This is a genomic window from Citrobacter sp. Cs237 (assembly GCF_030332325.1).
GTDB lineage: Bacteria > Pseudomonadota > Gammaproteobacteria > Enterobacterales > Enterobacteriaceae > Citrobacter_A > Citrobacter_A sedlakii.
Map to the genome: position 1 here is coordinate 365,978 of NZ_JAOWIB010000106.1, position 24,498 is coordinate 390,475.

General features: G+C 46.0%; 24 protein-coding genes, 1 tRNA gene and 7 pseudogenes. 16 read left to right on the forward strand and 16 right to left on the reverse strand.

All coding sequences use genetic code 11. The features are described from left to right. Window positions 1–78 precede the first annotated feature (78 nt). Window positions 79–441: pseudogene (locus OGY07_RS15140) on the forward strand (tyrosine-type recombinase/integrase); the annotation flags it as partial. Window positions 442–527: 86 nt separating this feature from the next. On the opposite strand, the pseudogene OGY07_RS15145 reads toward OGY07_RS15140, so the two are convergent. Continuing rightward, window positions 528–809 (reverse strand): annotated as a pseudogene (locus tag OGY07_RS15145) (transposase); the annotation flags it as partial. Window positions 810–972: 163 nt separating this feature from the next. Between OGY07_RS15145 and OGY07_RS15150 the strand changes: the two are divergent. Beyond that, window positions 973–1,524, forward strand: a pseudogene (locus OGY07_RS15150) (DUF2913 family protein). On the opposite strand, the pseudogene OGY07_RS15155 reads toward OGY07_RS15150, so the two are convergent. Next, window positions 1,521–1,751 (reverse strand): annotated as a pseudogene (locus OGY07_RS15155) (Rpn family recombination-promoting nuclease/putative transposase); the annotation flags it as partial. The pseudogenes OGY07_RS15150 and OGY07_RS15155 overlap by 4 nt on opposite strands. 30 nt (window positions 1,752–1,781) lie before the next feature. Next, the gene (locus tag OGY07_RS15160) at window positions 1,782–2,699 is read right to left on the reverse strand and encodes a LysR family transcriptional regulator (RefSeq protein ID WP_286601480.1); all 918 of its coding nucleotides are present in this window, start codon (window positions 2,697–2,699) and stop codon (window positions 1,782–1,784) included. A 172-nt stretch (window positions 2,700–2,871) separates the two neighbouring features. Between OGY07_RS15160 and OGY07_RS15165 the strand changes: the two genes are divergently transcribed. The 12 genes and pseudogenes from OGY07_RS15165 to OGY07_RS15220 all read left to right on the forward strand — a co-directional run. Beyond that, complete coding sequence (locus OGY07_RS15165) at window positions 2,872–4,353, forward strand: MFS transporter (RefSeq protein ID WP_286601484.1); 1,482 nt, start codon at window positions 2,872–2,874, stop codon at window positions 4,351–4,353. 137 nt (window positions 4,354–4,490) lie between these two features. Next, window positions 4,491–4,718 (forward strand): hypothetical protein, encoded by a 228-nt coding sequence (locus tag OGY07_RS15170; RefSeq protein ID WP_060570876.1) that lies wholly within the window; start codon window positions 4,491–4,493, stop codon window positions 4,716–4,718. A gap of 11 nt (window positions 4,719–4,729) precedes the next feature. Further along, window positions 4,730–5,740: a 3-oxoacyl-ACP synthase III family protein gene (locus OGY07_RS15175; protein WP_060570875.1), complete on the forward strand. Its 1,011-nt coding sequence runs from the start codon at window positions 4,730–4,732 to the stop codon at window positions 5,738–5,740. A gap of 26 nt (window positions 5,741–5,766) precedes the next feature. Beyond that, window positions 5,767–7,608: an asparagine synthase (glutamine-hydrolyzing) gene (gene asnB / locus OGY07_RS15180; protein ID WP_060570874.1), complete on the forward strand. Its 1,842-nt coding sequence runs from the start codon at window positions 5,767–5,769 to the stop codon at window positions 7,606–7,608. 8 nt (window positions 7,609–7,616) lie between these two features. Continuing rightward, window positions 7,617–8,705, forward strand: a complete 1,089-nt coding sequence (locus tag OGY07_RS15185) for an AfsA-related hotdog domain-containing protein (RefSeq protein ID WP_082636860.1) — start codon at window positions 7,617–7,619, stop codon at window positions 8,703–8,705. A 4-nt stretch (window positions 8,706–8,709) separates the two neighbouring features. Further along, complete coding sequence (locus OGY07_RS15190) at window positions 8,710–9,837, forward strand: oxidoreductase (RefSeq protein ID WP_072197148.1); 1,128 nt, start codon at window positions 8,710–8,712, stop codon at window positions 9,835–9,837. A 2-nt stretch (window positions 9,838–9,839) separates the two neighbouring features. After that, window positions 9,840–10,610 (forward strand): SDR family NAD(P)-dependent oxidoreductase, encoded by a 771-nt coding sequence (locus OGY07_RS15195; RefSeq protein ID WP_060570871.1) that lies wholly within the window; start codon window positions 9,840–9,842, stop codon window positions 10,608–10,610. Between the two features lie 8 nt (window positions 10,611–10,618). Beyond that, complete coding sequence (locus OGY07_RS15200; RefSeq protein WP_286601490.1) at window positions 10,619–11,395, forward strand: SDR family NAD(P)-dependent oxidoreductase; 777 nt, start codon at window positions 10,619–10,621, stop codon at window positions 11,393–11,395. Window positions 11,396–11,450: 55 nt separating this feature from the next. Then, window positions 11,451–11,762 (forward strand): hypothetical protein, encoded by a 312-nt coding sequence (locus OGY07_RS15205; protein WP_060570869.1) that lies wholly within the window; start codon window positions 11,451–11,453, stop codon window positions 11,760–11,762. An 86-nt stretch (window positions 11,763–11,848) separates the two neighbouring features. After that, window positions 11,849–12,514 carry a 4'-phosphopantetheinyl transferase family protein gene (locus OGY07_RS15210; protein ID WP_286601491.1) on the forward strand — a complete coding sequence of 222 codons (666 nt, stop codon included), beginning with the start codon at window positions 11,849–11,851 and terminating at the stop codon, window positions 12,512–12,514. Window positions 12,515–12,533: 19 nt separating this feature from the next. Beyond that, window positions 12,534–13,211: an NADPH-dependent F420 reductase gene (locus OGY07_RS15215; protein ID WP_286601493.1), complete on the forward strand. Its 678-nt coding sequence runs from the start codon at window positions 12,534–12,536 to the stop codon at window positions 13,209–13,211. A gap of 2 nt (window positions 13,212–13,213) precedes the next feature. Further along, a pseudogene (locus OGY07_RS15220) lies at window positions 13,214–13,473 on the forward strand (integrase core domain-containing protein); the annotation flags it as partial. Between the two features lie 37 nt (window positions 13,474–13,510). Here the strand turns inward: OGY07_RS15220 and OGY07_RS23385 are convergent. The 10 genes and pseudogenes from OGY07_RS23385 to OGY07_RS15265 form a co-directional block, all read right to left on the reverse strand. Next, window positions 13,511–13,621, reverse strand: a pseudogene (locus OGY07_RS23385) (hypothetical protein); the annotation flags it as partial. Continuing rightward, a pseudogene (locus tag OGY07_RS15225) lies at window positions 13,621–13,758 on the reverse strand (transposase); the annotation flags it as partial. The pseudogenes OGY07_RS15225 and OGY07_RS23385, both read right to left, overlap by 1 nt. Window positions 13,759–14,213: 455 nt before the next feature. After that, window positions 14,214–14,465 (reverse strand): MafI family immunity protein, encoded by a 252-nt coding sequence (locus OGY07_RS15230; RefSeq protein ID WP_286601495.1) that lies wholly within the window; start codon window positions 14,463–14,465, stop codon window positions 14,214–14,216. A gap of 193 nt (window positions 14,466–14,658) precedes the next feature. Then, window positions 14,659–14,937: a hypothetical protein gene (locus tag OGY07_RS15235; protein WP_286601497.1), complete on the reverse strand. Its 279-nt coding sequence runs from the start codon at window positions 14,935–14,937 to the stop codon at window positions 14,659–14,661. A gap of 15 nt (window positions 14,938–14,952) precedes the next feature. Then, a complete protein-coding gene (locus OGY07_RS15240; RefSeq protein WP_286601499.1) occupies window positions 14,953–15,252 on the reverse strand; it encodes a hypothetical protein in 300 nt (99 codons plus the stop codon). 246 nt (window positions 15,253–15,498) lie between these two features. Next, window positions 15,499–16,125: an adhesin gene (locus OGY07_RS15245; protein WP_233467550.1), complete on the reverse strand. Its 627-nt coding sequence runs from the start codon at window positions 16,123–16,125 to the stop codon at window positions 15,499–15,501. Window positions 16,126–16,485: 360 nt separating this feature from the next. Beyond that, on the reverse strand, window positions 16,486–16,800 hold the full coding sequence (locus OGY07_RS15250; protein WP_200035268.1) for a hypothetical protein: 315 nt from the start codon (window positions 16,798–16,800) through the stop codon (window positions 16,486–16,488). A gap of 428 nt (window positions 16,801–17,228) precedes the next feature. Further along, window positions 17,229–17,387: a hypothetical protein gene (locus OGY07_RS15255; RefSeq protein ID WP_233467549.1), complete on the reverse strand. Its 159-nt coding sequence runs from the start codon at window positions 17,385–17,387 to the stop codon at window positions 17,229–17,231. A 453-nt stretch (window positions 17,388–17,840) separates the two neighbouring features. Continuing rightward, complete coding sequence (locus OGY07_RS15260) at window positions 17,841–18,020, reverse strand: hypothetical protein (RefSeq protein WP_072197146.1); 180 nt, start codon at window positions 18,018–18,020, stop codon at window positions 17,841–17,843. A gap of 135 nt (window positions 18,021–18,155) precedes the next feature. Further along, window positions 18,156–18,231, reverse strand: a tRNA-Ile gene (locus OGY07_RS15265). A 125-nt stretch (window positions 18,232–18,356) separates the two neighbouring features. On the opposite strand from OGY07_RS15265, the gene mug reads away from it, so the two are divergent. Continuing rightward, window positions 18,357–18,863 carry a G/U mismatch-specific DNA glycosylase gene (gene mug / locus OGY07_RS15270; protein ID WP_042289361.1) on the forward strand — a complete coding sequence of 169 codons (507 nt, stop codon included), beginning with the start codon at window positions 18,357–18,359 and terminating at the stop codon, window positions 18,861–18,863. A gap of 89 nt (window positions 18,864–18,952) precedes the next feature. On the opposite strand, the gene rpoD is transcribed toward mug, so the two are convergent. The 3 genes from rpoD to rpsU all read right to left on the reverse strand — a co-directional run bounded on the left by rpoD (window position 18,953) and on the right by rpsU (window position 23,255). Next, the gene (gene rpoD, locus OGY07_RS15275; RefSeq protein ID WP_042289358.1) at window positions 18,953–20,800 is read right to left on the reverse strand and encodes an RNA polymerase sigma factor RpoD; all 1,848 of its coding nucleotides are present in this window, start codon (window positions 20,798–20,800) and stop codon (window positions 18,953–18,955) included. A 258-nt stretch (window positions 20,801–21,058) separates the two neighbouring features. Next, a complete protein-coding gene (gene dnaG, locus OGY07_RS15280) occupies window positions 21,059–22,804 on the reverse strand; it encodes a DNA primase (RefSeq protein WP_042289356.1) in 1,746 nt (581 codons plus the stop codon). 235 nt (window positions 22,805–23,039) lie between these two features. Continuing rightward, window positions 23,040–23,255, reverse strand: coding sequence for a 30S ribosomal protein S21 (gene rpsU, locus OGY07_RS15285; protein ID WP_001144069.1), 216 nt, complete (start codon window positions 23,253–23,255; stop codon window positions 23,040–23,042). Window positions 23,256–23,482: 227 nt separating this feature from the next. On the opposite strand from rpsU, the gene tsaD reads away from it, so the two are divergent. Next, window positions 23,483–24,496 carry a tRNA (adenosine(37)-N6)-threonylcarbamoyltransferase complex transferase subunit TsaD gene (tsaD, locus tag OGY07_RS15290; RefSeq protein WP_042289353.1) on the forward strand — a complete coding sequence of 338 codons (1,014 nt, stop codon included), beginning with the start codon at window positions 23,483–23,485 and terminating at the stop codon, window positions 24,494–24,496. Window positions 24,497–24,498 lie beyond the last annotated feature (2 nt).

Here is a 24,498-nt window from a genome sequence, read left to right on the forward strand (position 1 = left end):
AAAGGGGGCACATAAACATGTGTTCTTTTTTATTCTCTTTGTTTTCAGTTTATTACATTGTGTTTTGAGTCCGGCCTTCGGTTCTGTGGCGAACATGAGCTGATCTTTATTGGCGATCATGATCCGCGTAAACCCATGAGCGAGAACACGGTAAACAGTGCTTTAAGGGTGATGGGCTATGACACCAAAGTTGAGGTTTGTGGTCACGGTTTTCGTACGATGGCCTGTAGTTCGTTAATTGAGTCAGGGCTATGGTCGAAGGATGCGGTGGAGCGCCAGATGAGCCATATGGAACGTAACTCGGTGCGGGCGGCGTATATCCATATAGCGGAACATCTGGATGAGCGCAAGCTGATGTTGCAGTGGTGGGCTGATTTTCTGGATGCGAATCGGGAGAGAGCTATTACGCCGTTTGATTATGCGAAGGTAAATCGGGGTTAAGTGTAAACCCAGCTGTGGTGATTTAGGAGCCCACTGTTACCAACGTTGCAAAACTGGGTCTTCCGCAACTTGGGTGGAGATTTTCCTGCCAGAGGACTTATCACCCGTCGTCTCAGTAACTCGAACCTTTCCCGACCATACATCTGCCGTTTCAGCATCTTCAGACGATTTACATGCCCCTCGACAACATTGTTACTCCATCTGCTGCTTATCGCTTCGTGTACTGCTGTTACATCGGCTTCCATCCCGGTAGCAACACGCTGAAGCTTAACGAGCTCACTCTGACTGACGTCAGAGAGCCATTGATTTAACTGGAATTTATTCTTCGTTTTCAGCATCCGGTAGAGGTCGAGGGACAACTGTTGTGCGGATGCAGGTGCTTCCGGATGCCACTCTGCCACTGTTTCGCTTAAACTACACTCAGTATGAACGTTAACGGGAAACCGCTAGCATTTTGCGGGCTGAATATAAGGATAAGGGCGCGGAGTGACGCTGACAGAAAAATCGGGCCATCTGGCATAGTGTGCCCTAGTGGCGCTTGCGCTGGCCAGACAGAACGGCGATGTGCTGTCATCAGCACAGGAAAACCTCTTTCTTACCCGCTGGCTGGCGACTGCACTGAAGCAACGTCGTTTTTCGCGTAATGTCCGAGTGGCTGCTGAAACAGGGCCGCCAGCTGGGCGTCAGCGTGAAGCTGGCCAGCAAACTGAATTACCTCTGGCGCTTCTGCACCGGCGAGTTGACTGAGTAGAACGATCTGTTCCGGCTGACCTATGCGCTGGAAACAGCCAAAGATATGCACTGGAACTACCGTCTGCTGAGTGATCGGGAATGGTCCGGCCGGAATGCCGTGGCGCTCAGTGCGGACGTCAATGGCATTTATCTCTCACGGGGCAACCTCAATGTCGCTTTTGACGACAGCGGCCGACAGATAAATCCGCTGACAGCGAGTCTGACGGGGAACGTAGCGGGGGTAAAGAAGCTGTTTAATCGCTGTGGCAGGCAGAGCCTGAGTCTGGTGCCTCCCTGCCCCACCAGTATTCGCTGATGGCCAGACAGGGAGTGCCAGGAAAGGGTTATTAGTGGCGGATCTGCGCTTGGCCCTCTTCGGTCAGACCTGTCATTTTCATGACGGTATTGCGGTCAATGCCGTTCTGCAGCATGGTACGGGCAACTTCATGTTTGCCTTTTTCAATACTACGTTGTTCACCCTCTTGGATGCCCTTCTCAATACCCTTCTGTTCGAACTGTTGTGCGATGGTCATGATTGCGTCTCCGTGTTGCGGCACACGCTGTGGCAGTTCGCGTACGCGGTGTCCCTTCCGTCTGGTTACTTCTGGTTACGTCATAACCTTGAAAACTTCAAAAAACGTCTGATTTTCATTCGTATTAATATCTGGAGCAGCAATTTCCTGGTGATGGTTTTTGTACACTCGTTGAATAGTACGAATAATGGATCGCGTTTTTTGGTCTGACAGCGAAGAATGTAATACGATCGCCAGCGAGGGAAGCGCTGGCAGAGAGAGTTTAGTGCTCACTTCGACCAGGTTTACCGGCGCGATACGATAAGGCAATACGCCTACCGCAATGCCTGCGCTGAGTGCAGCGATGACGGCAGTTATACCCACCCCGACGAACACTTCTTCCCAACGAATTCCCGACTGGCGTAAACGTTGAGAAGTCAAATCGCGTATACCGCAGTCAGGAGAAAGGTTGGCGATATGCACAGGGCGCTCGGGAATAAAGGTATATTTTTCGGTAGCAAACCAGCCAAATCGTTCCTGGCACAGTTCCAGCCCTTCGCGGCGGTCATCATTATTACGCACAATCACTGCATCCAACTGACCGTTGTTAAATGAATTCATTAACACGTGAGAGCTGTCAACAGTCACCTCTATCAATAACGTAGGGTCTAATGACTTCATTTGTGAAAGAATTTCCGGCACTTCGGGTCCCATCACATAGCATGAAATGCCCAATTTGAATTTGCTATCAGTCATTACTAAGCTGGATATTGCCCGATCATGAGAGCTGAGAAAATCACGCGCGGATGAGATAAATTTTTCTCCAAAAACAGAGAGACGCACCTGACGAGGCGTACGTTCTATCAATTTTTTCCCAAGCTTATCCTCGAGTCGCTTCAGCTTAACGCTTAAAGCCCCTTGCGTTGTGCCCAGTTCAGTCGCCGCACGAGTGAAACTTTTTGACTCTGCAATCATGATAAATGCGCGTACGGAATCAATATCCAGCGTGGTCATCTCAACTATTCCATTTTGTTGTCACAGATATACCAAATTTTACCATGTCTAATTAATTTGAAAAGTGATACTTTTTTTTACTGTTAGAACATTTAGCTAAAAAGAAAACATTATCTTAATAAATGCTTTCATAAGAAATGTCATCTTTTTAAATCGACGGAGCAAAAAAGGAATGGCTGCGACCATATCATCAAAAAATAAGATAGCACTGAGTGCTGTGTGCTTATCCGCCATTATGTTAGGGCTGGAAATCACCAGTATCCCATCAATTTTACCAACGCTCGAAAAAATGTTGCCTGCAGAGTTCAGTCAACTTCAATGGATTATGAATGCCTACACCCTGGCAATGTGCTCTTGTCTGGTTGCTATGGGTGCTCTGGCAGATCGATTTGGCCGTAAGCGTATCTTCCTTGTGGGGATTACTGTTTTTGGTATTGCCTCCCTCATTTGTGGAATGGCAAGCAGTGCACCAGTGCTTATTAGTGCCAGATTCCTGCAAGGTGCCAGTGCGGCTGCCATGCTTTCCTGTCAGGTCGCTGTGCTTTCACATCAGTTCAGAGACGGGCCTGAGCGAGGAGTTGCCTTTGGGTGGTGGGGAATTATGTTCGGCCTTGGCCTTGGATTTGGCCCTGTTATTGGTGGGGGTATTCTTGCTCTGTTGAGCTGGCACTGGGTGTTCCTTATTCATGTTGTGATTGCCGTGGTGACCATTTTTGCTGCCCGGATGGGCGTGGTGGAGTCGAGTGATCCGCACGTGGTGAAAATTGATCTTGGGGGTATTATCACCTTACCGATCGCCGTATTTGGTTTTGTCTATCTCATTACACAGGGGCATGAATTAAGTCTGGCATCGGGTAAGGGCCTGGAAATTATTGCGCTCAGTATTGCAAGCCTGCTGCTGTTCATTATCATTGAGCTGAAGAGCCAACGTCCTATTTTTGATTTTAAAGCTTTCCGCATTCGCAACTTCTCAATAGCAATGTTAGGAGCTAGCGGCATGAATTTTTCATTCTGGCCGTTCGTTATCTATTTTCCGCTCTATTTACAGTCAGTGTTGGGCTACAGCAGCGTGGTGGCAGGGCTAATTGTACTGGCTTATACCCTGCCTACAATTGTAGTTCCGCCTTATGCTGAGCGCCTGTTACAGAAACGCGGCCCAGGTTTTATTATACCAGTGGGATTATTCACCATCGCGATTGGCTTTGCGTTACTGCACGTAACCATTTCCAGTGGACATGCTAGCTGGTTGACATTACTACCGGGCTGTCTGATTGCTGGAGTAGGGTTAGGATTGACAAATACACCAGTAACCAATACCTCGACCGGCTCACTGCCTCCAGAACGTGCAGGCATGGCATCGGGAATGGAATTCAGCGCCCGCATGATTTCACTCGCAGTGAATATCGCCGTGATGGGGTTTGTGTTGCTATCTGGCGTCTCAGCCGAGCTGGTTCATAGCGTAAATGTCGATTCACTGGCAAGTGTCGCCAATACGATTGCCGCAGGCAACTTCAATGCAGAACTTCTGGGTGGCGTGAATGTTGCCACAGCACATGATGCCTTTGTAAATGGTATCAGTTGGGTTACATTGTACGGCACATTGGCCCCGGCAATTCTTGGATTACTGGCACGCCTTATTTCACAAAAAAAATGATCAAATAAAGTCGTAACAAGCTGATATCCTGTTTATTAAAATTCATTTTCGATAAAAAATAAAATTTTATTCGTCACTATTATGGAACAGAGTGCTCCAGGTAACACTTTGCTCTCATAAAATACAAGGGCATTAAGATGAAAAAAGATATTGAAACTATTCGGCCACAACTCGCATTAGTTTTGGATATGGAACCTCAAGATATTTATCCATATACCAATCTAAATGAGAATGAAAAATGGGACTCTTTTGCAATTCTCGCGGCAGTCGCATTAGTCACTAAAGAAACAGGGAAGCAGGTGACCGTAGAAGATATGAAAAAGATCAAAGTCGTGAATGATCTGGTTCTCCTACTGGTGGAATAAGGTTTTATAAAATGCATACTCATTCAATTTTTGGCGTTAATATTATAGCAATTACAGCAGCAATACCGTCTACGGTGATGGAAGCATCTGATTTTACTCTTATGTATGGAGAGAAAAATGTCTCACGTGTTATTAGAGGAACAGGAATAAAGTCAATCAGGGTTGCTAAGCATATATCAACGACAGATCTGATGACTGCCGCAGTAAATAATTTACTAAACAATATTGATTTTGAGAAGAATAAGATAGATGGTTTGATCGTTATCACTCAAACACCCGATATATGGAGCCCAGGAACCTCATTTTCTCTTCATCAGGTTTTGGGTCTCAGCGAAAACTGTTTTTTACTTGATCTTAATTCGGGTTGTTCTGGTTACGCCAATGGGCTGATTCAGGCTGCTGCGTTGGTCAAGGCGGGTGTATGTAAAAATGTGTTGGTATGTACTGGTGATGTTAATTCCCGTGTCATTGATGACAAAGAGTATCAATCCAGAATGCTGTTTGGCGATGCTGCATCGGTATCATTGATCACCAGTGGTGAGGACACTTTTACATTTGTTTATGGCGCTGATGGGGAAGGCAGAAAATCCCTTGGTGTAGGAATGCATTATCAAAAAGAAGGCGCAATTTCCGGAACGGTTGGCTATTTGAAAATGGATGGCGCTGCTGTTATGAGTTTTGCCCTAAAACGTGTTCCTGAAGCTATTGATACACTGTTATCAGAATCGAATGTTGATAAAAATGAAATAGCACTTTATGCCTTACATCAGCCAAATGAGTTAATTCTTGGATACCTGAGAGACGTCATGAGTCTGAATGATGAACAACTGCCTGCAGATGTTGACGGTATTGGTAATACAAATTCGACTTCTATTCCTTTATTGTTAAGTCGAAAAGACTGGAGTCATTCACGGAAAAACATAATCATCTGTGGGTTTGGTGTTGGCCTTTCCTGGAATGCGATGTTGATAAATCTGGAAAAAACAAAAATTATTAAGCCCACAGTAGTGCTAGATAACTGAAAACTTTTAAAAATTAGGGGTGTGGAATGTGTGGTATTACTGGATGGGTAGATTTTAAAAATAGAAATTCTGACAGAACGTTTTGTGTACAAGCCATGACGGAATCATTAGCACATCGTGGGCCAGATGGTCAAGGTGTCTGGAATGATAAATATGCATCTCTAGGACATCAGCGATTAGCTATTATTGATATTGAGCATGGTGCTCAACCAATGGAAGCCAGAGGTTTTAATGGTAACCATGCAGTGATTGCATTTAATGGACAAGTGTTTAACTTTCAGGAACTAAGAAGAGATTTACAAGGATTAGGTTATCATTTTGATACAACCAGTGACACGGAGGTGCTTCTCAAAGGCTACTTACACTGGCAAGAAAATATTGTCCATCATCTTAATGGCATGTACGCGGTAGCCATCTGGGATTGTCAACGTAATCAGCTTTTTATGTTTCGCGATCGCATGGGGATAAAGCCTCTTTATTATGCTTTGACTGAGAGCGGCGTCATTTTTGCTTCAGAGCCGAAAGCTCTGTTTGTCAGCGGTGTTGTTCAACCAAGTATTTCAAGAAATGGATTTTGTGAAATACTCGATATGCTGAAAACACCTGAATGTACTGTATATGATGACGTATTTGAAGTGCGCCCGGGTACGATGCTGATATTTGATAAAAATGGGTTACAAAAAGAGACCTACTGGGCATTGGAAGCTAGGGAACATGTTGACTCTCTGGAAACGACTATTGACACAGTCAGAACGTTGCTTACTGACACAGTGAGCAGACAAATTGTGTCAGATGTGCCGATATGTTCTCTCCTGTCGGGAGGGCTTGATTCATCCGCAGTCACCGCGATGGCGGCTAAATCCTTATCTTCAGGGTATTTACCGTCCTTCTCTGTTGATTTCAGTCGTAACATCGAGACTTTTCAAGCTGATGGGGTGAGAGGAGCCGCCGATGCGCCCTTTGCTCGAATGCTCGCCCAGCACGCGGGCACCAAACACACTGAGTTATTGCTACGCAGTGAAGATATGCTCAATGAATCCGTCAGGCAAAAGGTCTTACGTGCAGTAGATGCGCCACCTGCTTATTGGGGAGATATGTGGCCATCTTTGTATCTGTTATTTCGCGAGATAAAAACCCACTCTAGCGTTGCCCTTTCAGGCGAGGGAGCTGATGAAATTTTCGGCGGCTATCAATGGTTTAGAAACCCAGCAGCCAGAGATGCGGATACATTTCCTTGGTTAACTGCGGGATCGTCACGCTATTTTGGTGGTCTCCAGTTGCTATCACGTGACTTTGTTACTTCATTAGAACGTGAAGATTATCGAGCTGAACGCTATAGCGAAGCGGTGAAAGAAGTCCCTACTTTGCCAGGAGAAAGCGATATAGATTGGCGTATGCGGAAAACGTCTTATCTCGCCATTACTCGATTTTTACCCACATTGCTTGACCGCAATGACCGTATGAGTATGGCGGTTGGGTTGGAGGTTCGCGTGCCATTCTGCGACCATCGGTTAGTCGAATATGTATTTAATACACCGTGGGAAATGAAAAGTTTTGACGGTAGAGAAAAAAGTTTACTGCGTGCCGCAACACGGCACCTACTACCGGATGGGATTGTTAACCGAATCAAAACACCGTATCCGGCCACCCAGGATGGTGCATATGAAAATGGACTCCGAGTTGAGTTACGTACGATTCTTGAAAATAACCGCTCACCGGTTTACGAACTGATTGACCGTGAAAAAATTATCAGTCTATTAAAAAGAGATTCATCAGAAATAAGCCAGCCTTACAATCGAGGAAGTATTGAAATGGTGCTCTGGATGCATCGCTGGATGAACCAGTACCAAGTCAACGTTACGGCATAACAGGAGATATGATGGCAATTCAGAATAAAGATACCATTGCGCCAAAATTATTGCACAAAGGGAGCGCTGATGACGTGTTATTGTGCAATCCGAGAAAAGTTATGCCCGCCATTGTTATGCCGAAAGGCCCTATTTCTAAGAATATTGGTGTTACTTTAAAAGCATTTTATCATCGTAATGTAAATGGTGATTATATTTATATTGATGATTATGACGAGTTATTATCAGAAGTGGAATTTGAAGGTAATACTGAACTGATCTACCAAGGCATTCCATTTCAGAGGCTTGATTTGTTGATTAAAAAAAATAATTTCGATCATGATTTTATTAATGCTGAGAATGTTACTTCTTTCCTGAATGAATGCCATGTTGAACGTTATTCAACCAGTTTTCAGTTAGTCAATAATGCAGATCACTATTTCTTTTACAGAAAGCAGCATGAGCATGTTCCCGGCATTATGTTTATGGAAGCAGCCAGACAGGCAATTTATTATCAATTGTATACCTACTCTCAACATCCGTTAGGGAAGGTCACTGTAAGTTTAAGTCAAATGCAAGCTGATTTTTACTCTTATTGTGAACTTATGTATCCGGTGGAAGTTGTTGTTGATGATTTTACTTTAACAAAATCATCAGCGCCAAAGGAAATTGCGTATTCAATTTCGTTCTATCAACAGGCGAAGCTGATTGCAAAAATCAAAACTGTGGCACCCGTGATTTCGATTGAGAAATTTAAGTTGGCTAGAAATGTGCTGCTCAATACTGATAATGTATTTAAGCCTTTAAGTCACTCGCCACTAACAGTATTGATTACGTCACATGATCTTAGTCAGAATATTGTTGTATTGAAAAGTGTATCAGGCAAGGGGTGTGTTACTAGCAGGGTAAAGAATAAAGATATAGAAAAGGCGATTATAACTTTTGTTTATGATAATTCGATATCTTTCAGCACATCTATTTATAGGGTTGGTGAAGGAAATGGGGAGAGTATTTGGTTATTTGAGCGAGTCTCATTTGAAGAGTTAGAAAGTCTTAAAGAGATGATCAAGCGAGGATTTGTCGAAAATTCTGTTGGCACTAACGTGAACAGCGAGTGAAATTATGTCTGATTATTCAAATTTGACGCAGCCTATATCTTTTGGGAAAAATCAGTTAGCAACAAACAGAATGTATTTTTCCTCGGTTGGGTTTGATCTTTGTGACCCACTGGGAAGGCCTCTTCCAGAATTTTTTTCGATATATGATTCTCTCATGGAAGGAGGATGTGGTTTTGGCTTTTTAGGAAATGCATCAGTTGACCCTTTGTCACAATATACAGATCGCAGCATGAAAATTGTTTCTGAAGAACATGCGAATTATTTAAAGCCAGTTATTGAAAGTGCGAATAATAAAAAATTTATTTTAGGCGTTCAATTGCAACATTATGGTGTAAAGCCTGAAAAAAATTCTTTAAGTAATAATCTATCCAATATTCCTGGTGATGTGACATGCTTGAATGAAGAACGCATTGAAGAATATATTGATCAGTTTCATAAGGCTGCGTGTCTGGCATTAAGTATAGGTGCGCCTGCAATTCAAATACATGCAGCTAATGGCTACCTATTGAGTTCTTTTCTCTCACCGAGAACTAATCGGCGAAGAGATAAGTGGGGCGGTTCACCGCTGGGAAGATCGCTAATTCTGGTCGAAATCATTCGCAGAATTAAAATTTCTGTTGGTGGTAAAATGGCAATATTTGTGCGTCTACAAATCGATGATGGTTTGGGTAAAGAAGGAATTCATGTCGATATTTTAAGTGATGTCATTATTGCTATTGAAGAAGCTGGGGCTGATGCAATCATTGGTGCTACAGGAATTGCTGAGACTTATAGTAAGTTCTTGAGCGATAAAAACTTCACAATTGATATTTCTCGATCGGCTGGGCGTTTCTTTAAACAAAGAACAGCTTTGCCTATTGGTTTTGCTTCTAATATTGATAGTCTGAAATTGGCCGATGAGATTCTTGACAGTGGAGACGCCGATTTTATTGGTTTTGGGCGAGCGGTTGTTGCAGATCATCAGTTTGTTAATAAAGAGTTGGCAGGAGATTATGATAGTGTTTTCCGTTGCCGTTGGGATTCGTATTGCTTGAGGGATAAGAAAGAACCATCAGCAGACAGGGTATTTTGTTGTGTGAATCCACGCTATTTGCGCCCCAATAATATTCAATTAAAATATCAGGAGAAATAAAAATGTCTTATACTGGAAAAATCGCATTAGTTTCTGGCGGAACCCGTGGGATTGGGTTTAATGTAAGTAAAAGCTTGATCGAAAAGGGTGTTTTTTGTTACATCACGGGAAGAAATAAAGAAGACGGATTGAATGCGCAGGAAAAACTGGGTAGTAATTCACGTTATGTTCAGCTTGACGTCACAAATGAACGTTCCGTAATTGAGCTTTTCGATTTAATTCGTAAGGAGCATGGGCGTTTAGATCTTGCTGTTAATAATGCAGGTATAACCACTAAAAGGGCCTCGGTACAAGAACTGGATTTAAACGAGTGGAACCGTGTTTTACAGGTTAATCTTATTGGACCATTGTTATTGATGTCACACCAGATTCGCCTTATGGCTCTGGGTGAGAAAGGTTCAATTGTAAATGTCTCGTCTTGTGGCGGAGTTTTAGGACAACCACGGCAAAGTGCATATTCTACCAGTAAAGCGGCATTAAATATGTTGACACAGGTTGCTGCAGTTGAAAGTGCTAATCCACCTGAAGGGAAGAGTGTGGTGAGGATCAATGCGGTTTGCCCGGGCCCGACGTTAGGTGGAATGAACACAGAGGAGCGACTTCGTGCTAACCCTGCATCAACAGAAGAGAAAATTCAGTCAACCGCAATGAAACGTTTTGCCGAGCCAGGAGAGATCACTGCCGCCATATTATGGCTTTTAAGTGAGCAGTCATCCTATGTAACGGGGACATTGCTTTCCGTTGATGGCGGATTTAGTGCCGGGAAATTTTAAGGGAAATCATGCGTACTTTGAGTTCACCCGAGAACCAGAAACAGCAGGAAGCCTCTAAGAGAGTATTCATTACTGGAGTGAGCAGAGGCTTAGGTCTGGCTCTGGCTTGTGTTTATCTCGATAAAGGTTGGACAGTATACGGTACAGCACGACATAAACCGACTCAGCTTGCCGGGCACGATCGGTTTATTTTCAAATCGTGTGATTTGCAAGATCCTGAGCAGGTCGCAGCATTATTTGAACAAGAATTTAACCCTGTTATTACACTGGGTGTGTCGGTTATACATCTTAATGCTGGTGTTTCTTCGAATGCACCATTGCATACTGATGAATATGATCTTTCACAATTACAACAGGCCATGATGGTTAATGTTCTGGCTAATAAGTTAATTCTTGACGTGCTTTTTCTATCAGGTTTTAAACCGGCACTTGTTGTGGCATCAGCTTCTATTGCTGGTACACGATACCGTGCTGGTATGTTGTCATATAGTATATCTAAGGCTGCCTTGAATGCATTGTGCGGCGTTTATGCTCAAGAAAACCCAGACGTGTTTTTTGCTGTATTAGGTATGTGTAATATTCTGACTGATTTATCTTTAGGGATAATTTCAAAGGATCGATTATACGAATTTCCCGAGCATTTAAAATTAAGAGAAAGGTTTAATAAGCCCGGATACGCAGTTAGTCCTGAGAAACGTGCAATAGAAATTTATCAAAGGATCATTGAGCAAGAATGCAAAGGAATCATAAGCGGTGAGTTTATAGAGTTAAGAAATATTCTATGAACTTTGGTATATTTTTTACAAATGAAATAATTACAGTTTACATTTTGGGGTTATTATGGAGAACGGACTTAACGATATTTTAAAAACTGCTATTTATCGACAAGAGCCATTTATGGACCAACCTTTTGATTTTTCTGAAGGAGATGATACTGAACTGTATTCTTCAACGGGACAGCTAGATTCATTGAGTCTGTTGACTATCATTTCAGATGTAGAACAACAGTTATTTAAGGTGCTTGGATATAAAATTAAACTTGCAACAGAGCAAGATCTTTCATTTCAAAACTCCCCGTTTAAAACATATGGTAAAATGTTGAGCTTTATTAATGATAAAATTCAACTTTCGTTAAAAAATATAGAGAATTAGTTTTTATCCGACCCTGTAGAAGGGTCGGTATTCTGATGGGTACATCTCTATACTATTTATTAGTATGAAGTGGGGTAAATAATTATATGCTTTGGCGCGAAGTAGCTTACTTAAAAGATAACGATGGTGAAGACATTACCGTTTTCGTGGGAAATTATTCTGATTTTACACAGGATGATGCCATCTTCCTTTCTGAAGACGAGAAAATAATGTCTCAGGAATTTTCGAGTGTTTCTGCACGTAACCGATATATTGCAGGTAAAGCTTTTTTACGCAGAGCACTAGGGTTTATGTTTAACACGGCGCCCTTTCAAGGGGCTATATCAAAAAATGAGTATGGTAAACCATACATAGTGGATTTTGATCAAAAGATAAACTTTAATGTGTCCCATACGGGTAACGTTATTGTAATCGCGTTCTCGAAAAACAAGCCTCTTGGTATTGATATTGAGCTAAAAAATCGTCCAATACATCAACATCTTGCGGGCTATATATTTACAGATGAAGAAGCCGAAGAAATCCTAAGTAAGGCTGATTGGCCAGAGTGTTTTTTACGCGCATGGACAAGAAAAGAGGCTGTGCTGAAATGTATCGGTTGTGGCTTCTCTGGTGATGCGAAGGAAATTAAGGTTCCACTTGTTGATGAAAAACTTCTGGCTTATAAAAATTTATTGAATGTAAATATCTTTCAGAGTTGGCATCTATTTCCGATAGATTTTTTGCCAAATATAATTGGCGTTATTGCTATTTAATGATATGGAGATGGATATTATGAGTTTGAAAGTGGGAATTATTGGTGCAGGAGCAATGGCACAGGCTATTACGTTACAAGCGGTAAGAAATGGATTTGAGGTTATGGTTAGTAATACTCGTGGTCCCGAATCTCTCGAGTTATTAATAAGAACATTAGAATGCAAGGCGGCTACACCTGAACAGGCAATCAATTTTGGTGATATAGTGATAGCCGCAGTTCCCCTCTATGCTATACCAAAATTACCAAAAGAATTACTTATAAATAAAATCGTTGTTGATCCGCTAAATTACTTCCCTCATCGTGATGGCGTTATCCAGTCGTTAAAAAATGGTGAGATAACAACAAGCGAGCTATTTGCAAAAAACGTACCAGGTGCCATTATTGTTAAGGCTTTTAACTCTATTACGGTTGAGGATTTACATCGTGATGCGCGGCCAAAAGGAATGATTGATCGCCGGGCAATTCCGATCGCCAGTGATAATATCGAAGCGAAGTCCACGGTAGCGAATTTCATTGAAAGTATCGGTTTCGACGTTGTGGATGCAGGTGAGTTAAGTGGCAGCTGGCGCTTTGAGCGTTACCGGCCTGTATATTGCGTTGCACTAAAGCAGGATGTATTGAAAGAGCGTCTGTTTGCCACCAATCGTGATACCTGGGTTGCTGATGGCTACTGGATATTTAATCGGGGTGTGTAACAGTCCATGAGAGAAACGGAATATCCTGTTCAATGACCGATGGTTAGAATGCACTGGCTGAGCGACTAAACGGGATCCTGAAAAATGAGTTTTTACTCTCGCGCCCTGTAGATCTGGTCCAAGCCCGGAAAATGGTAAAAGAATCCGTGGCAATTTATGACCAGAGCGGCCACACTTGGCCCTGAAATACAAAACGCCCGATGATGTTCATCAGGCGTTTTATAGACAGAAAACTGTCCACCATTTTCTATTTTCACTATAAAAGAGAAAACAAAGTTAACACCCAGTGAATATTTAATGTCACAAAGTGGTTTTACTTTGTCCTCAATTAAATCAACAAGATGATGAAGTTTATCATTGAGATCTAATGAAACCTCCTCCTTAGTGCAAATCTTCCAGCTAGTTTCTATATTTTGCGTTTCTTAATCGCGGCACGGATCACACTGCACAACGATTCGATAGCATTCGTGGTGTCGATAGCTTTGCGGATATCCGGTGGATAGCCGAAGAACGTGTTGAGGCTTTCCCTGTGCACACGCCAGCTTTTGATGGTCCCGACCACCGGGATAAAGTCTGCGCCCGTTGACAGGATATCTTTCAGTTCTTCCTGACGCTGAGTGTACATTTTTACCGAGCACACTTCCGCGCTCATCCCGGCACAGTTTTCCTTCTTATAGCGCTCATTTTCTGCTTCGACGCGTTACTTTCGCGACCTGCTGAGGAGTCTTACTCTGCGATTCGGCTTCGGTTAAGTCACTGAACGAGCTATTCTCAACAACAAATCTCTCTGACGCGGATTACAGAGGCGAGGCCGATTTTTCCCGTTACTTTCCGTTGATTACCGTCGTTTTTACCTTCCGCACTTCCGGTGCGACAACTTTTTGCCCCGACGCGCCTTTTTCATCTTCATATGCTACCGCTGGCCAAGAGCACCTGGCGCATTGTTAGGATTTTAAAAATGCTCCTGACGTTGGTGTTGGGAGCATTTGTACGTTTTAGCGGTTATTTTTCTGGATTTATATATGTATACCTACTAACAATTTCCAGACCAAGATAATTAACTATTTTAATCACTTGTGTGTACTCATCCTTACTGATCACAACATCATAATCAGTAATATGATCACATAGCGTTTCGAATGCTAATATATTCTCTGAAAACCCAAGATAACCAAGGGCAAAGTCAACTAACGAAGGTTCCAGACGATCTTTTAATCCTTCACCAAATTCTCTAATTTCGTCATTAATACCCATTTCACCCACGCTATTTTTTTAATAGGTCTGAAAGTTGGAGGAGTCGGATTACTATCCGGGAACACTGTTACAATTTTCCCCCTGGCGGGCTCGTATACCACACAAACTCTGACATCACTCGTTCTTCCCAGGCAACCTACCTTGCTGGCCTTTCTGCGTTTGTATACGCTCCATCAGTTCCGGTCTGAGCAAACTATTGAGTATCGGGGGAGGTAGCAATGTCTCCCACAGTATGAACAACCTTATCTGCTGACCAACTTTGAGAAAAGACAATTTTTTCTGGATTTCCAGGATAGAGATGTCTACCTTGCGTTGGGCTATCCCCATATAAAATATGCTGTTTCGCTTCTGGTGAAAGGATATAAACATATTTCTGGTTTGAAGGTGATAGTCCAAGATCTGAACTTTTCGCAATAGACAAAAAGGCTTTAGCAGCTACGTATTGCACCAGCTTGGCTTCACTCGTCGGCACACCACTCGCCAGGATTTATGCTGCCCGTTGCGGCGTCATTTCTCCGTCAGCCGTCAACGCACTAACCGGGCCCCAAAAAAACTCTGTCCATGCTGTCAGCAATCCTTTAACGGCATCCTGCCCTTCAGGTATCTGGCTCTGCGAATTTTTAACCAGCGCCGCCGTAAGTTCACCCGGTGAAACGCCATTCTGGATCATACTGGCCGCAAGCGACTGTTGAGATAAATCAATATCATTCAGCCCTTTAGGCAGACTCCGCGAGTTATTCTCAACAACAATTTCAACTATATGAGTTAGGATTGTTGCAAATCTCACTCAGGATCTGACGGAGGCACCTTACGCGATTTTCGCTCGTCAAGTTTCGCGAAGATCCATATTTTTGCACCTGAAGCCAACCCAATAATCAAACTCACAACAGATAAATAAGTTAATGATTTTTTGGAAAAGTCAACATATCCCGATATCAATAATTCAATAATTACATTATTTACTAGGAAAATAAAAGCATAAAAACAAAGTCCGTAGTAAATAGTACTCAGAAGAAAAACAGATAACGTGGTTTTATTTTTCATTTTCACTAACCTTATCTTTAATTTTATTACTTATAACTTCCCCACCGATACCACCAATCAGGTCATTTACCTCCCCAGGGAAAGGAGCAAACTCACCAAATTTACCACCGAACCATGCACCAATAGCCGCCCCACCAATAGAACCAGTATCTGGACCATCATTAAAGAATGCACCACCCATCGCAATTCCGACGTTCTGTCCGACAGTTCTTCCTGGTGCAAGCATACCCGCAATGCCTGAACTGGCACTGCTTTTCCAGTCCCAGCTTTTGTTTTCATTGCCTGGCTGGCTTAAATCAAACCACTGGTAACTTCCATTGGCTATCTCCGCGATAACTCCACCACTGACCATTTTACCGACCGAAGCGGCAGGCCCCAGGTACCATGCCCCCGCTATCATTACACCGTCCTGATAACCTTCCACGATCACTTTTGCGATATTAGCACCTTCCGGTAATTCGCCTTTTGCGATCTTATCCAGTCCGGCCTGTGTTTCTTCCGGTGACAATCCCTGAGTTGTCGCAAACTGCTTCCAGGACGCAGCAGCATCAACGTAGTCTCTCTCCGGTTGACAGCAAACTGTTCCAGCCATCTCCGAGCGAGTTATTCTCAACATCAACTCTCCCTGACGTGGATTGCTGAGGCGAAGCCAATTTTCCCCTTTACTTTCCGATGGTTACCGTCTTTTTGCCCGCCGCACTTCCGGTGCGACAACTTTTGCCCCAACGCGCCTTTTTCGCCTGAACACGCTACCTCCACCGTTGAAGAACCCACTCTCCGGGTAAATTGCCTGCAGCTATTCAACATAATGCAGGGTTATGCACAGTTCAGGAGGATGAACCATGCATAATCAGCGTTATGTTTTGCGCCCTTCAGAAGCCTGCGATGGTGCAGGTTGATAGCCAAGAGACTCTGACGGCTAAGAGATTAACTGTCGGAGTCTCCTTTTTTATTATTTATAATCTAATAAAATCAATTAATAAAATTCCTCATCAACATGCCCTTCGGATTTCAGTATCTCCAGAAATCGCTTGTAGGCAATTTCATCACGTTCGATGATATCATCAAGCAATTTTTCTTTAATTAGAGCCCAGTGATAAATACCGTTTTTGAAATATATGGCTTGAAAATCTATTTCAGGAGAGATCATTGATACTTGAGTCGCTCTATATGCCATCAACCCACCATATCCTTTCAGTAAACCTAAAAAATAATTTTCATCACCAAACCAATAAACGCTAAAAATATCAACGATCCTGCCCAATGGGTCTCGAGGGTCTCTTATTTTCATTTTTTACCTCCATCGGTCAGTGAAGGACCTGGTTGTAACGGATTTCTTTGTGGTGTAACAATTTTCATATCATATGCTTTACCAGTATTAACATTGTACTGGTAATGTACTGATATTGACGATCCATCAGGAAGATAATGTGTCGCTTCCATTTTCTGGAATCCAGCAGATGTAGGGAATCGAAGGTCATTATTCATACCCGGTAACTTACCACCTTGTGAAGGATTTGATTCGACTTGCTTCCAGAACAGTTGCTCATTCAGATCTCTCGGTGCTGCTGACTACAAACCGGGCTTCGCTGTTGAGATCTTCTCCGCAGCACTGATCAGGGTTTTGTTATCAATGACCTTCAGGCCTTTACCAACCAGTGATAAAGCCTTTTCTGCCGGGATCGACGTCAGCAATGCCAGAGCATAGTCTTTCGCATCTTATGCTGATAGCAGGGCCATTACCGTATCGCTCCCTGGATTATTTTCCAGGATCGCTTTGATAATGTCCGCACTTTCCGGTAAGTCACCCCGCACAATATCCGTCAGCCCGGCCTGAACCTGTTCCGGCGAAAGATTGTGGTCCTGCGCGTATTTCACCCAGGATGTGGCTGCCTTTCCTGTATCCGTCAACCCTTTTGGCAGATTCTCCCAGCCACTCAGCGAGTTATTCTCAACAACAACTCTTTCCGACGCTGGTTGCTGCGATGAACCCGGTTTTTCCCTGTTCTTTCCGTGAGTTACAGCCGATTTTTCCTATTGTATTTCCTGCCCGCCAACTTTTTGTCCCGACGCGCTTTTTTCACCTGAACACGCTACCGCCCCGGTGAAGAGTCCACTGGATAAATAGCCTGCGGCCGTTCAACATAACACGTGGGAATTATGCGCAGTTCAGAGGGGCGAACCACGCATAATCAGCGTTATGTCCTAAGCCCTTCAGAAGCCTGCGATGGTACAGTCTGACAGTCAGGAGACACAGACGGTAAAGAAATTAACTGTAGGGTTATCATTTTTTATTTTATAAAACAGTATGTTAACAGATGTTTTTTTCATCTAACGATTCCACTTAATATCAAAATCAGTTAGTTGATTGTCAAGATACTCTTTTTTTTCAAACCAATAATCAAAACCTTCAGTATCTCCATGCTGTAAAATCAGGTAATACCCTCCTGTTTCACCAGCAGTATCATCAACAACTTGGATCTTCCAGCCGGCATAACCGCCTATGCTCACTGGATGGGGGTTTTAGGAGTACAGCCATCGCATAAATCACAATATTCCTGCGACACTTTTGCGACACTCATATCTGTTAAATAAAAAAGCCACCTGTTAAAGGTGGCTTAAGTAAATGAATCTAAAACTAAAATTTGGTGGCCCCTGCTGGACTTGAACCAGCGACCAAGCGATTATGAGTCGCCTGCTCTAACCACTGAGCTAAGGGGCCGTGGCGGTGAATTATAAAGTAACTCCCTCCTGCAATCCAGCCATAACCGCACAGGTGCTGTTTTATTAAACAACGTATTTTCAATCCGTTATACTTTTCTCGTGTTGTATTGTTCTGGAGAAAATATGGTTAAGGATATTTTGGCCCCGGGGCTGCGGGTGGTGTTCTGTGGCATCAATCCCGGGCTTTCGTCGGCGGGAACGGGGTTTCCGTTTGCGCATCCGGCAAATCGTTTCTGGAAAGTGATTCATCAGGCCGGATTTACCGACCGCCAGCTTAAGCCGGAAGAGGCTGAACGGCTGTTAGACTTTCGCTGCGGCGTCACTAAACTGGTCGACAGGCCTACGGTTCAGGCAAATGAAGTGACGCGCAAAGAACTGCATGACGGTGGGCGTAATCTGATCGCGAAGATCGAAGATTATCAGCCGCAGGCGCTGGCCATTTTAGGTAAGCAGGCGTTTGAACAGGGATTCAGCCAGCGGGGCGTCCAATGGGGAAAACAGGGCATCACCATTGGCGCCACCGAGGTGTGGGTGTTACCCAATACCAGCGGGCTGAGCCGCATTACGCTGGATAAACTGGTCGAGGCATTCAGGGAGCTGGACGAGGCGCTGATCACCCGCGGATTGTAGCGCGGGATAGTATTGCCCCGATGCAGGATCTACCGAGCAGTAAAAAAAAACGCCACCCGAAGGTGGCGTCAGTGATACAGACGACGAAATTAATCGTCGAGGAAGCTACGCAACACTTCAGAGCGGCTCGGGTGGCGTAGTTTACGCAGCGCCTTCGCTTCGATCTGACGGATACGTTCGCGGGTAACGTCAAACTGTTTACCCACTTCTTCCAGCGTGTGGTCGGTATTCATGTCGATACCGAAACGCATACGCAGCACTTTGGCTTCACGAGCGGTCAGGCCAGCCAGAACGTCGTGCGTGGCGGCACGCAGGCTCTCGGTAGTGGCAGAGTCCAGCGGCAGCTCGAGGGTGGTATCCTCAATGAAATCACCCAGATGCGAATCTTCATCGTCACCGATCGGGGTTTCCATGGAGATCGGCTCTTTGGCGATCTTCAGCACTTTACGGATCTTGTCTTCCGGCATCAGCATACGTTCGGCCAGTTCTTCCGGCGTTGGTTCACGCCCCATCTCTTGCAGCATCTGGCGGGAGATACGGTTGAGCTTGTTGATGGTCTCAATCATATGCACCGGGATACGGATGGTGCGCGCCTGGTCTGCGATAGAGCGGGTGATCGCCTGACGGATCCACCAGGTCGCATAGGTGGAGAACTTGTAACCACGACGGTATTCAAACTTGTCTACCGCTTTCATCAGACCGATGTTGCCTTCCTGAATCAGATCCAGGAACTGCAGGCCACGGTTGGTGTATTTCTTGGCGATAGAGATAACCAGACGTAAGTTCGCTTCAACCATCTCTTTCTTCGCACGGCGGGCTTTTGCTTCGCCGATGGACATACGACGGTTGATGTCTTTCACCTGCTCGATGGTCAGGCCGGTCTCTTCTTCAATCTGCTGCAGTTTTTGCAGGCCGCGGTGAACGTCATCGGCCACGTCGTGCAGCTTTTCAGACCACGGTTTGTTCATCGCGATAGCCGCGTTGAACCAGGTTTCGCTGGTCTCGTTGCCGGTGAACAGGGTGATGAAGTTCTTCTTCGGCATTTTACACTGCTCAACGCAGAGCTTCATGATCAGGCGTTCCTGAGTACGCACACGGTCCATCATCACGCGCATGCTGTTCACGAGGTAGTCGAACTGCTTCGGTACCAGGCGGAACTGCTTGAACACTTCAGAAAGCTTGAGGATCTCGGTCTGCGCATCCGCATGACTACGGCCTTTCGCTTTGATGGTGTCACGCGTCACTTCATACTGCGTACGCAGTTCAGCGAATTTCTCGCGCGCCAGTTCCGGGTCGATGCTGTTGTCGTCATCCGCGCTGTCGTCGTCGCCGTCTTCCTCATCTTCATCCTCATCGTCGTCCATGTCTTCCTGAGACAGTTCTGAGCCGACGTGGGTGGCGGTAGGCGCCAGATCTTCTTCCGCGTTTGGATCAACGAAACCGGTGATCAGATCGGACAGACGCGCTTCTTCTGCTTCAACGCGATCGTATTGTTCCAGAAGATAGGTAATGGCTTCCGGGTATTCCGCAACAGAACACTGAACCTGGTTGATCCCGTCTTCAATGCGTTTTGCGATGTCGATTTCGCCTTCGCGGGTCAACAGTTCAACGGTGCCCATTTCGCGCATGTACATGCGCACCGGATCGGTGGTGCGACCGATTTCCGACTCTACGCTGGAGAGAACCTGCGCAGCCGCTTCTTCTGCGTCTTCATCGGTACTGGTCGTGTTTTCAGCAAGCAGCAGATCATCGGCATCCGGTGCTTCTTCCATCACCTGAATACCCATGTCGTTGATCATTTGGATGATATCTTCGATCTGATCTGAATCGACGATATCTTCCGGCAGATGGTCATTGACCTCGGCATAGGTCAGATAGCCTTGCTCCTTACCACGGGTAACAAGAAGCTTCAGCTGTGACTGCGGGTTTTGCTCCATAAGACGGTATCCACACTTAATTCGTTTGATTGGTGTCAGCCAGCGTTGCCGCCAACATTTAAAGCGAGGGCGTATTTGTTTTTTTGCCGCTGCCTCTCAGTGCGGCTGTCGGGGTCTCCCCGATCGCTATTCGGCACTTAAGCCGTTAAATACTTCCTCATTTACGTTGTCCCTGGGGGCGCTGAGTTCCCGAGCTTTACTCTCCCGGGTTGCATTTCATGCTGCCCTTGATACAACGCGAATGATGTTGTCTTTCAGTTATCTCTTCGCCAGCTCCTGGTTCAGAGTCCAGAGCTCCCGGCGTTCTTCGCTGCTTAAACCATGTGTGCGCTCACGAGCAATCAACTCTTCCTGGCGCAGCTCAAGCATCGAATCAAACATATGGTTGAGTGAGTCGGTGAAGGTTTTTTCAGCAATGTCCTTATCAGCTATATCGTCCCACATCGACAGTTTTTCAAGGGTGGCCGCATCATTTGTGCCACGATAGTGTTCTAAAAGTTGCCCGGTGGTCAGACCTGGCTGGGACAAACAAGTGTTGACCAGTTCTGCAAATAAGCCAAGTCCGGGCAGCTTATTATGATCCAGACCGTTCAACGGTGGGACCAGTGGCGCCAGTTCCGGATTTTGCACCAGCAGTCCTATCAGTATACGCATGGTCGTGCGTTTTAGCTGTGGAGCGGGCCGGGAAGGGCCATTTTCAGACAATTTTGGCATTAATCGTTCAAGCTGGCTGTCGTCAAGGATGCCCAGCTTGTTGCCCAACTCCTGGCGCAGGTAAATGCGCAGCGTTTCGCCCGGCACCTGAGTGATTAACGGTAATGCCAGCGTACTGAGCTGCGCGCGTCCGTCCGGGGTGCTCAAATCGACCTGCGGCAGCAGGCTGTTAAACAAAAACGCGGAGAGCGGTAACGCCTGCTCCATCCGGGTTTCAAACGCTTCTTTACCCTCTTTACGCACCAGCGTATCCGGGTCTTCGCCGTCAGGCAGGAACATAAAGCGTAGCTGACGACCATCGGTCATATACGGCAGCGCGGTTTCCAGCGCGCGCCAGGCGGCGTCTCGTCCTGCCCGGTCGCCGTCATAACAGCAAATCACCGTGTTGGTCGCGCGAAACAGGAGCTGAATGTGATCGGCGGTGGTCGAGGTGCCCAACGACGCCACGGCGTAGTTAATGCCGTATTGCGCCAGCGCCACCACATCCATATAACCTTCCACAACCAGCAGTCGCTGTGGATCGGCGTTATCCTGCTGCGCTTCATACAGACCATACAGCTGACGGCCTTTATGAAAAATATCGGTTTCCGGGGAGTTGAGGTACTTCGGCAGGGCATCGCCCAGCACCCGACCACCAAAGCCAATCACCCGGCCACGCTTGTCGCGTATGGGGAACATCACCCGTTCGCGGAAGCGGTCATAGCTGCGTCCCTGATCGTTGGTGACCAACATGCCCGCGTCGACCAGCGACTGGCGATTTTCGCTATTGCCGCCAAACCGTTTCAGGACGTTGTCCCAGCCGGGGGGCGCAAAACCAATAGCAAAACGCGCGATCACTTCGCTACTGAGTCCTCGCTTTTCCAGATACTGGCGCGCAGGGGTAGCGGCGGGTTGCATCAGAGATTGCTGATAAAACGTGTTCAGACCGTCCATCAATTGATAAAGGCTTTGCCGTTGATGGCGCTCTATCTGACTGGGGCCAGTGCCTGCTTCAAATGGAACCTCAAGATTGTGCATTGCCGCCAGCTCTTCGACGGTTTCCACGAACTCGAGCTTGTCGTAGTTCATCAGGAAATCGATCGCGTTGCCGTGCGCGCCGCATCCAAAGCAGTGATAAAACTGTTTTTCACCGTTTACGGTGAAAGAGGGGGTTTTTTCATTATGGAACGGACAGCACGCATGATAATTCTTGCCCTGCTTTTTGAGCTTCACCCGCGCGTCGATCAGATCGACGATGTCGGTGCGCGCCAGCAGGTCATTAATAAATACGCGTGGGATTCGTCCAGCCATAAGCCCCGTTAGTAAACTTCATCCTTCAAGCTGTCTCTGCGTTGGCTGCGCTCGTTCCCCCCCAGTTACTGACTTCTCTAGGCTCCGGGGATTCACTCACTTGCCGCCTTGATACAGGGTGAATGATGTTGTGTAATTGCTGATTCATAAACGAAAACAAGCCGCGCATTCCTTTCGGAAGCACGGCCTTACAACTACAACTCTGTCTGAATTGAGAGCCCTGGCCCTCAACAGATTAGTACAGACGAGTACGGCGTGCGTTTTCGCGAGCCAGTTTCTTCGCGTGACGTTTCACTGCAGAAGCTTTAGCGCGCTTACGTTCGGTCGTCGGTTTTTCATAAAACTCACGACGACGAACTTCCGCCAGAACACCTGCTTTTTCGCAGGAACGCTTGAAGCGACGCAGAGCTACGTCGAACGGCTCGTTTTCACGTACTTTAATTACCGGCATGTGCCTCTCACCTTTGATTAAATCGGTTTGCCGCTGGCATCAACGCCAGCTTATTTCAAAATGGTGCGGAATTTTACTGCAATTGCTGCTGCTTTGTAAAGCACCGCGGCCTTTTTTGAAAGGGACTTTTGTAAGGGGCCAGAGTATACACGAAGTCAGGTCGCAGGGTATACATCGACCCGCATTCGACCTAAACTGCGCGGTATAAGAGTGAGGTAAAACAAGTCATGCGTGTACTGGGAATTGAAACATCCTGCGATGAAACCGGCATCGCCATTTACGACGACGAAAAAGGTCTGTTAGCCAACCAATTGTATAGTCAGGTGAAATTACACGCTGACTACGGCGGCGTGGTGCCTGAGCTGGCTTCACGCGATCACGTCCGCAAAACGGTACCGTTGATCCAGGCGGCGCTGAAAGAAGCCGGATTGAACGCCAAAGAGATTGACGCGGTGGCGTATACCGCCGGTCCGGGTCTGGTTGGCGCGCTGCTGGTGGGCGCAACGGTTGGACGTTCGTTGGCATTCGCCTGGAACGTGCCGGCCATTCCTGTACACCATATGGAAGGGCATCTGCTGGCGCCAATGCTGGAAGATAACCCGCCAGAATTCCCTTTTGTGGCGCTGCTGGTTTCCGGCGGCCATACGCAGCTTATCAGCGTGACCGGCGTCGGTCAGTATACCCTGCTGGGCGAGTCGATTGACGATGCCGCTGGCGAAGCGTTTGATAAAACCGCGAAGCTGCTGGGGCTGGACTATCCTGGTGGTCCGATGCTGTCGAAAATGGCCGCACAGGGTACCGCCGGGCGCTTTGTCTTCCCACGCCCGATGACCGATCGCCCTGGGCTGGACTTCAGCTTTTCCGGCCTGAAAACCTTTGCTGCTAACACCATTCGCAGCAATGGCGACGACGATCAGACCCGCGCCGATATCGCCCGCGCATTTGAAGACGCGGTCGTCGATACGCTGATGATCAAATGCAAACGCGCGCTGGATCAAACCGGTTTCAAACGTCTGGTGATGGCGGGGGGCGTCAGCGCTAACCGTACCCTGCGCGCGAAGCTGGCAGAGATGATGCAAAAACGCCGTGGCGAAGTCTTTTACGCCCGCCCGGAATTTTGCACTGACAATGGCGCGATGATCGCCTATGCCGGTATGGTGCGTTTTAAAGCGGGCGCGCTGGCCGACCTGGGCGTCAGCGTGCGTCCGCGCTGGCCGCTGGCGGAGTTGCCTGCCGCCTGAGG

What these genes read in the sequence shown, in the direction of transcription:
- OGY07_RS15160 (WP_286601480.1), bottom strand. Translation starts at nt 2,699, where the DNA reads ATGACCACGCTGGATATTGATTCCGTACGCGCATTTATCATGATTGCA.
- OGY07_RS15165 (WP_286601484.1), top strand. Translation starts at nt 2,872, where the DNA reads ATGGCTGCGACCATATCATCAAAAAATAAGATAGCACTGAGTGCTGTG.
- OGY07_RS15170 (WP_060570876.1), top strand. Translation starts at nt 4,491, where the DNA reads ATGAAAAAAGATATTGAAACTATTCGGCCACAACTCGCATTAGTTTTG.
- OGY07_RS15175 (WP_060570875.1), top strand. Translation starts at nt 4,730, where the DNA reads ATGCATACTCATTCAATTTTTGGCGTTAATATTATAGCAATTACAGCA.
- asnB (WP_060570874.1), top strand. Translation starts at nt 5,767, where the DNA reads ATGTGTGGTATTACTGGATGGGTAGATTTTAAAAATAGAAATTCTGAC.
- OGY07_RS15185 (WP_082636860.1), top strand. Translation starts at nt 7,617, where the DNA reads ATGATGGCAATTCAGAATAAAGATACCATTGCGCCAAAATTATTGCAC.
- OGY07_RS15190 (WP_072197148.1), top strand. Translation starts at nt 8,710, where the DNA reads ATGTCTGATTATTCAAATTTGACGCAGCCTATATCTTTTGGGAAAAAT.
- OGY07_RS15195 (WP_060570871.1), top strand. Translation starts at nt 9,840, where the DNA reads ATGTCTTATACTGGAAAAATCGCATTAGTTTCTGGCGGAACCCGTGGG.
- OGY07_RS15200 (WP_286601490.1), top strand. Translation starts at nt 10,619, where the DNA reads ATGCGTACTTTGAGTTCACCCGAGAACCAGAAACAGCAGGAAGCCTCT.
- OGY07_RS15205 (WP_060570869.1), top strand. Translation starts at nt 11,451, where the DNA reads ATGGAGAACGGACTTAACGATATTTTAAAAACTGCTATTTATCGACAA.
- OGY07_RS15210 (WP_286601491.1), top strand. Translation starts at nt 11,849, where the DNA reads ATGCTTTGGCGCGAAGTAGCTTACTTAAAAGATAACGATGGTGAAGAC.
- OGY07_RS15215 (WP_286601493.1), top strand. Translation starts at nt 12,534, where the DNA reads ATGAGTTTGAAAGTGGGAATTATTGGTGCAGGAGCAATGGCACAGGCT.
- OGY07_RS15230 (WP_286601495.1), bottom strand. Translation starts at nt 14,465, where the DNA reads ATGGGTATTAATGACGAAATTAGAGAATTTGGTGAAGGATTAAAAGAT.
- OGY07_RS15245 (WP_233467550.1), bottom strand. Translation starts at nt 16,125, where the DNA reads ATGTTGAGAATAACTCGCTCGGAGATGGCTGGAACAGTTTGCTGTCAA.
- OGY07_RS15250 (WP_200035268.1), bottom strand. Translation starts at nt 16,800, where the DNA reads ATGAAAATAAGAGACCCTCGAGACCCATTGGGCAGGATCGTTGATATT.
- mug (WP_042289361.1), top strand. Translation starts at nt 18,357, where the DNA reads ATGGTTAAGGATATTTTGGCCCCGGGGCTGCGGGTGGTGTTCTGTGGC.
- rpoD (WP_042289358.1), bottom strand. Translation starts at nt 20,800, where the DNA reads ATGGAGCAAAACCCGCAGTCACAGCTGAAGCTTCTTGTTACCCGTGGT.
- dnaG (WP_042289356.1), bottom strand. Translation starts at nt 22,804, where the DNA reads ATGGCTGGACGAATCCCACGCGTATTTATTAATGACCTGCTGGCGCGC.
- rpsU (WP_001144069.1), bottom strand. Translation starts at nt 23,255, where the DNA reads ATGCCGGTAATTAAAGTACGTGAAAACGAGCCGTTCGACGTAGCTCTG.
- tsaD (WP_042289353.1), top strand. Translation starts at nt 23,483, where the DNA reads ATGCGTGTACTGGGAATTGAAACATCCTGCGATGAAACCGGCATCGCC.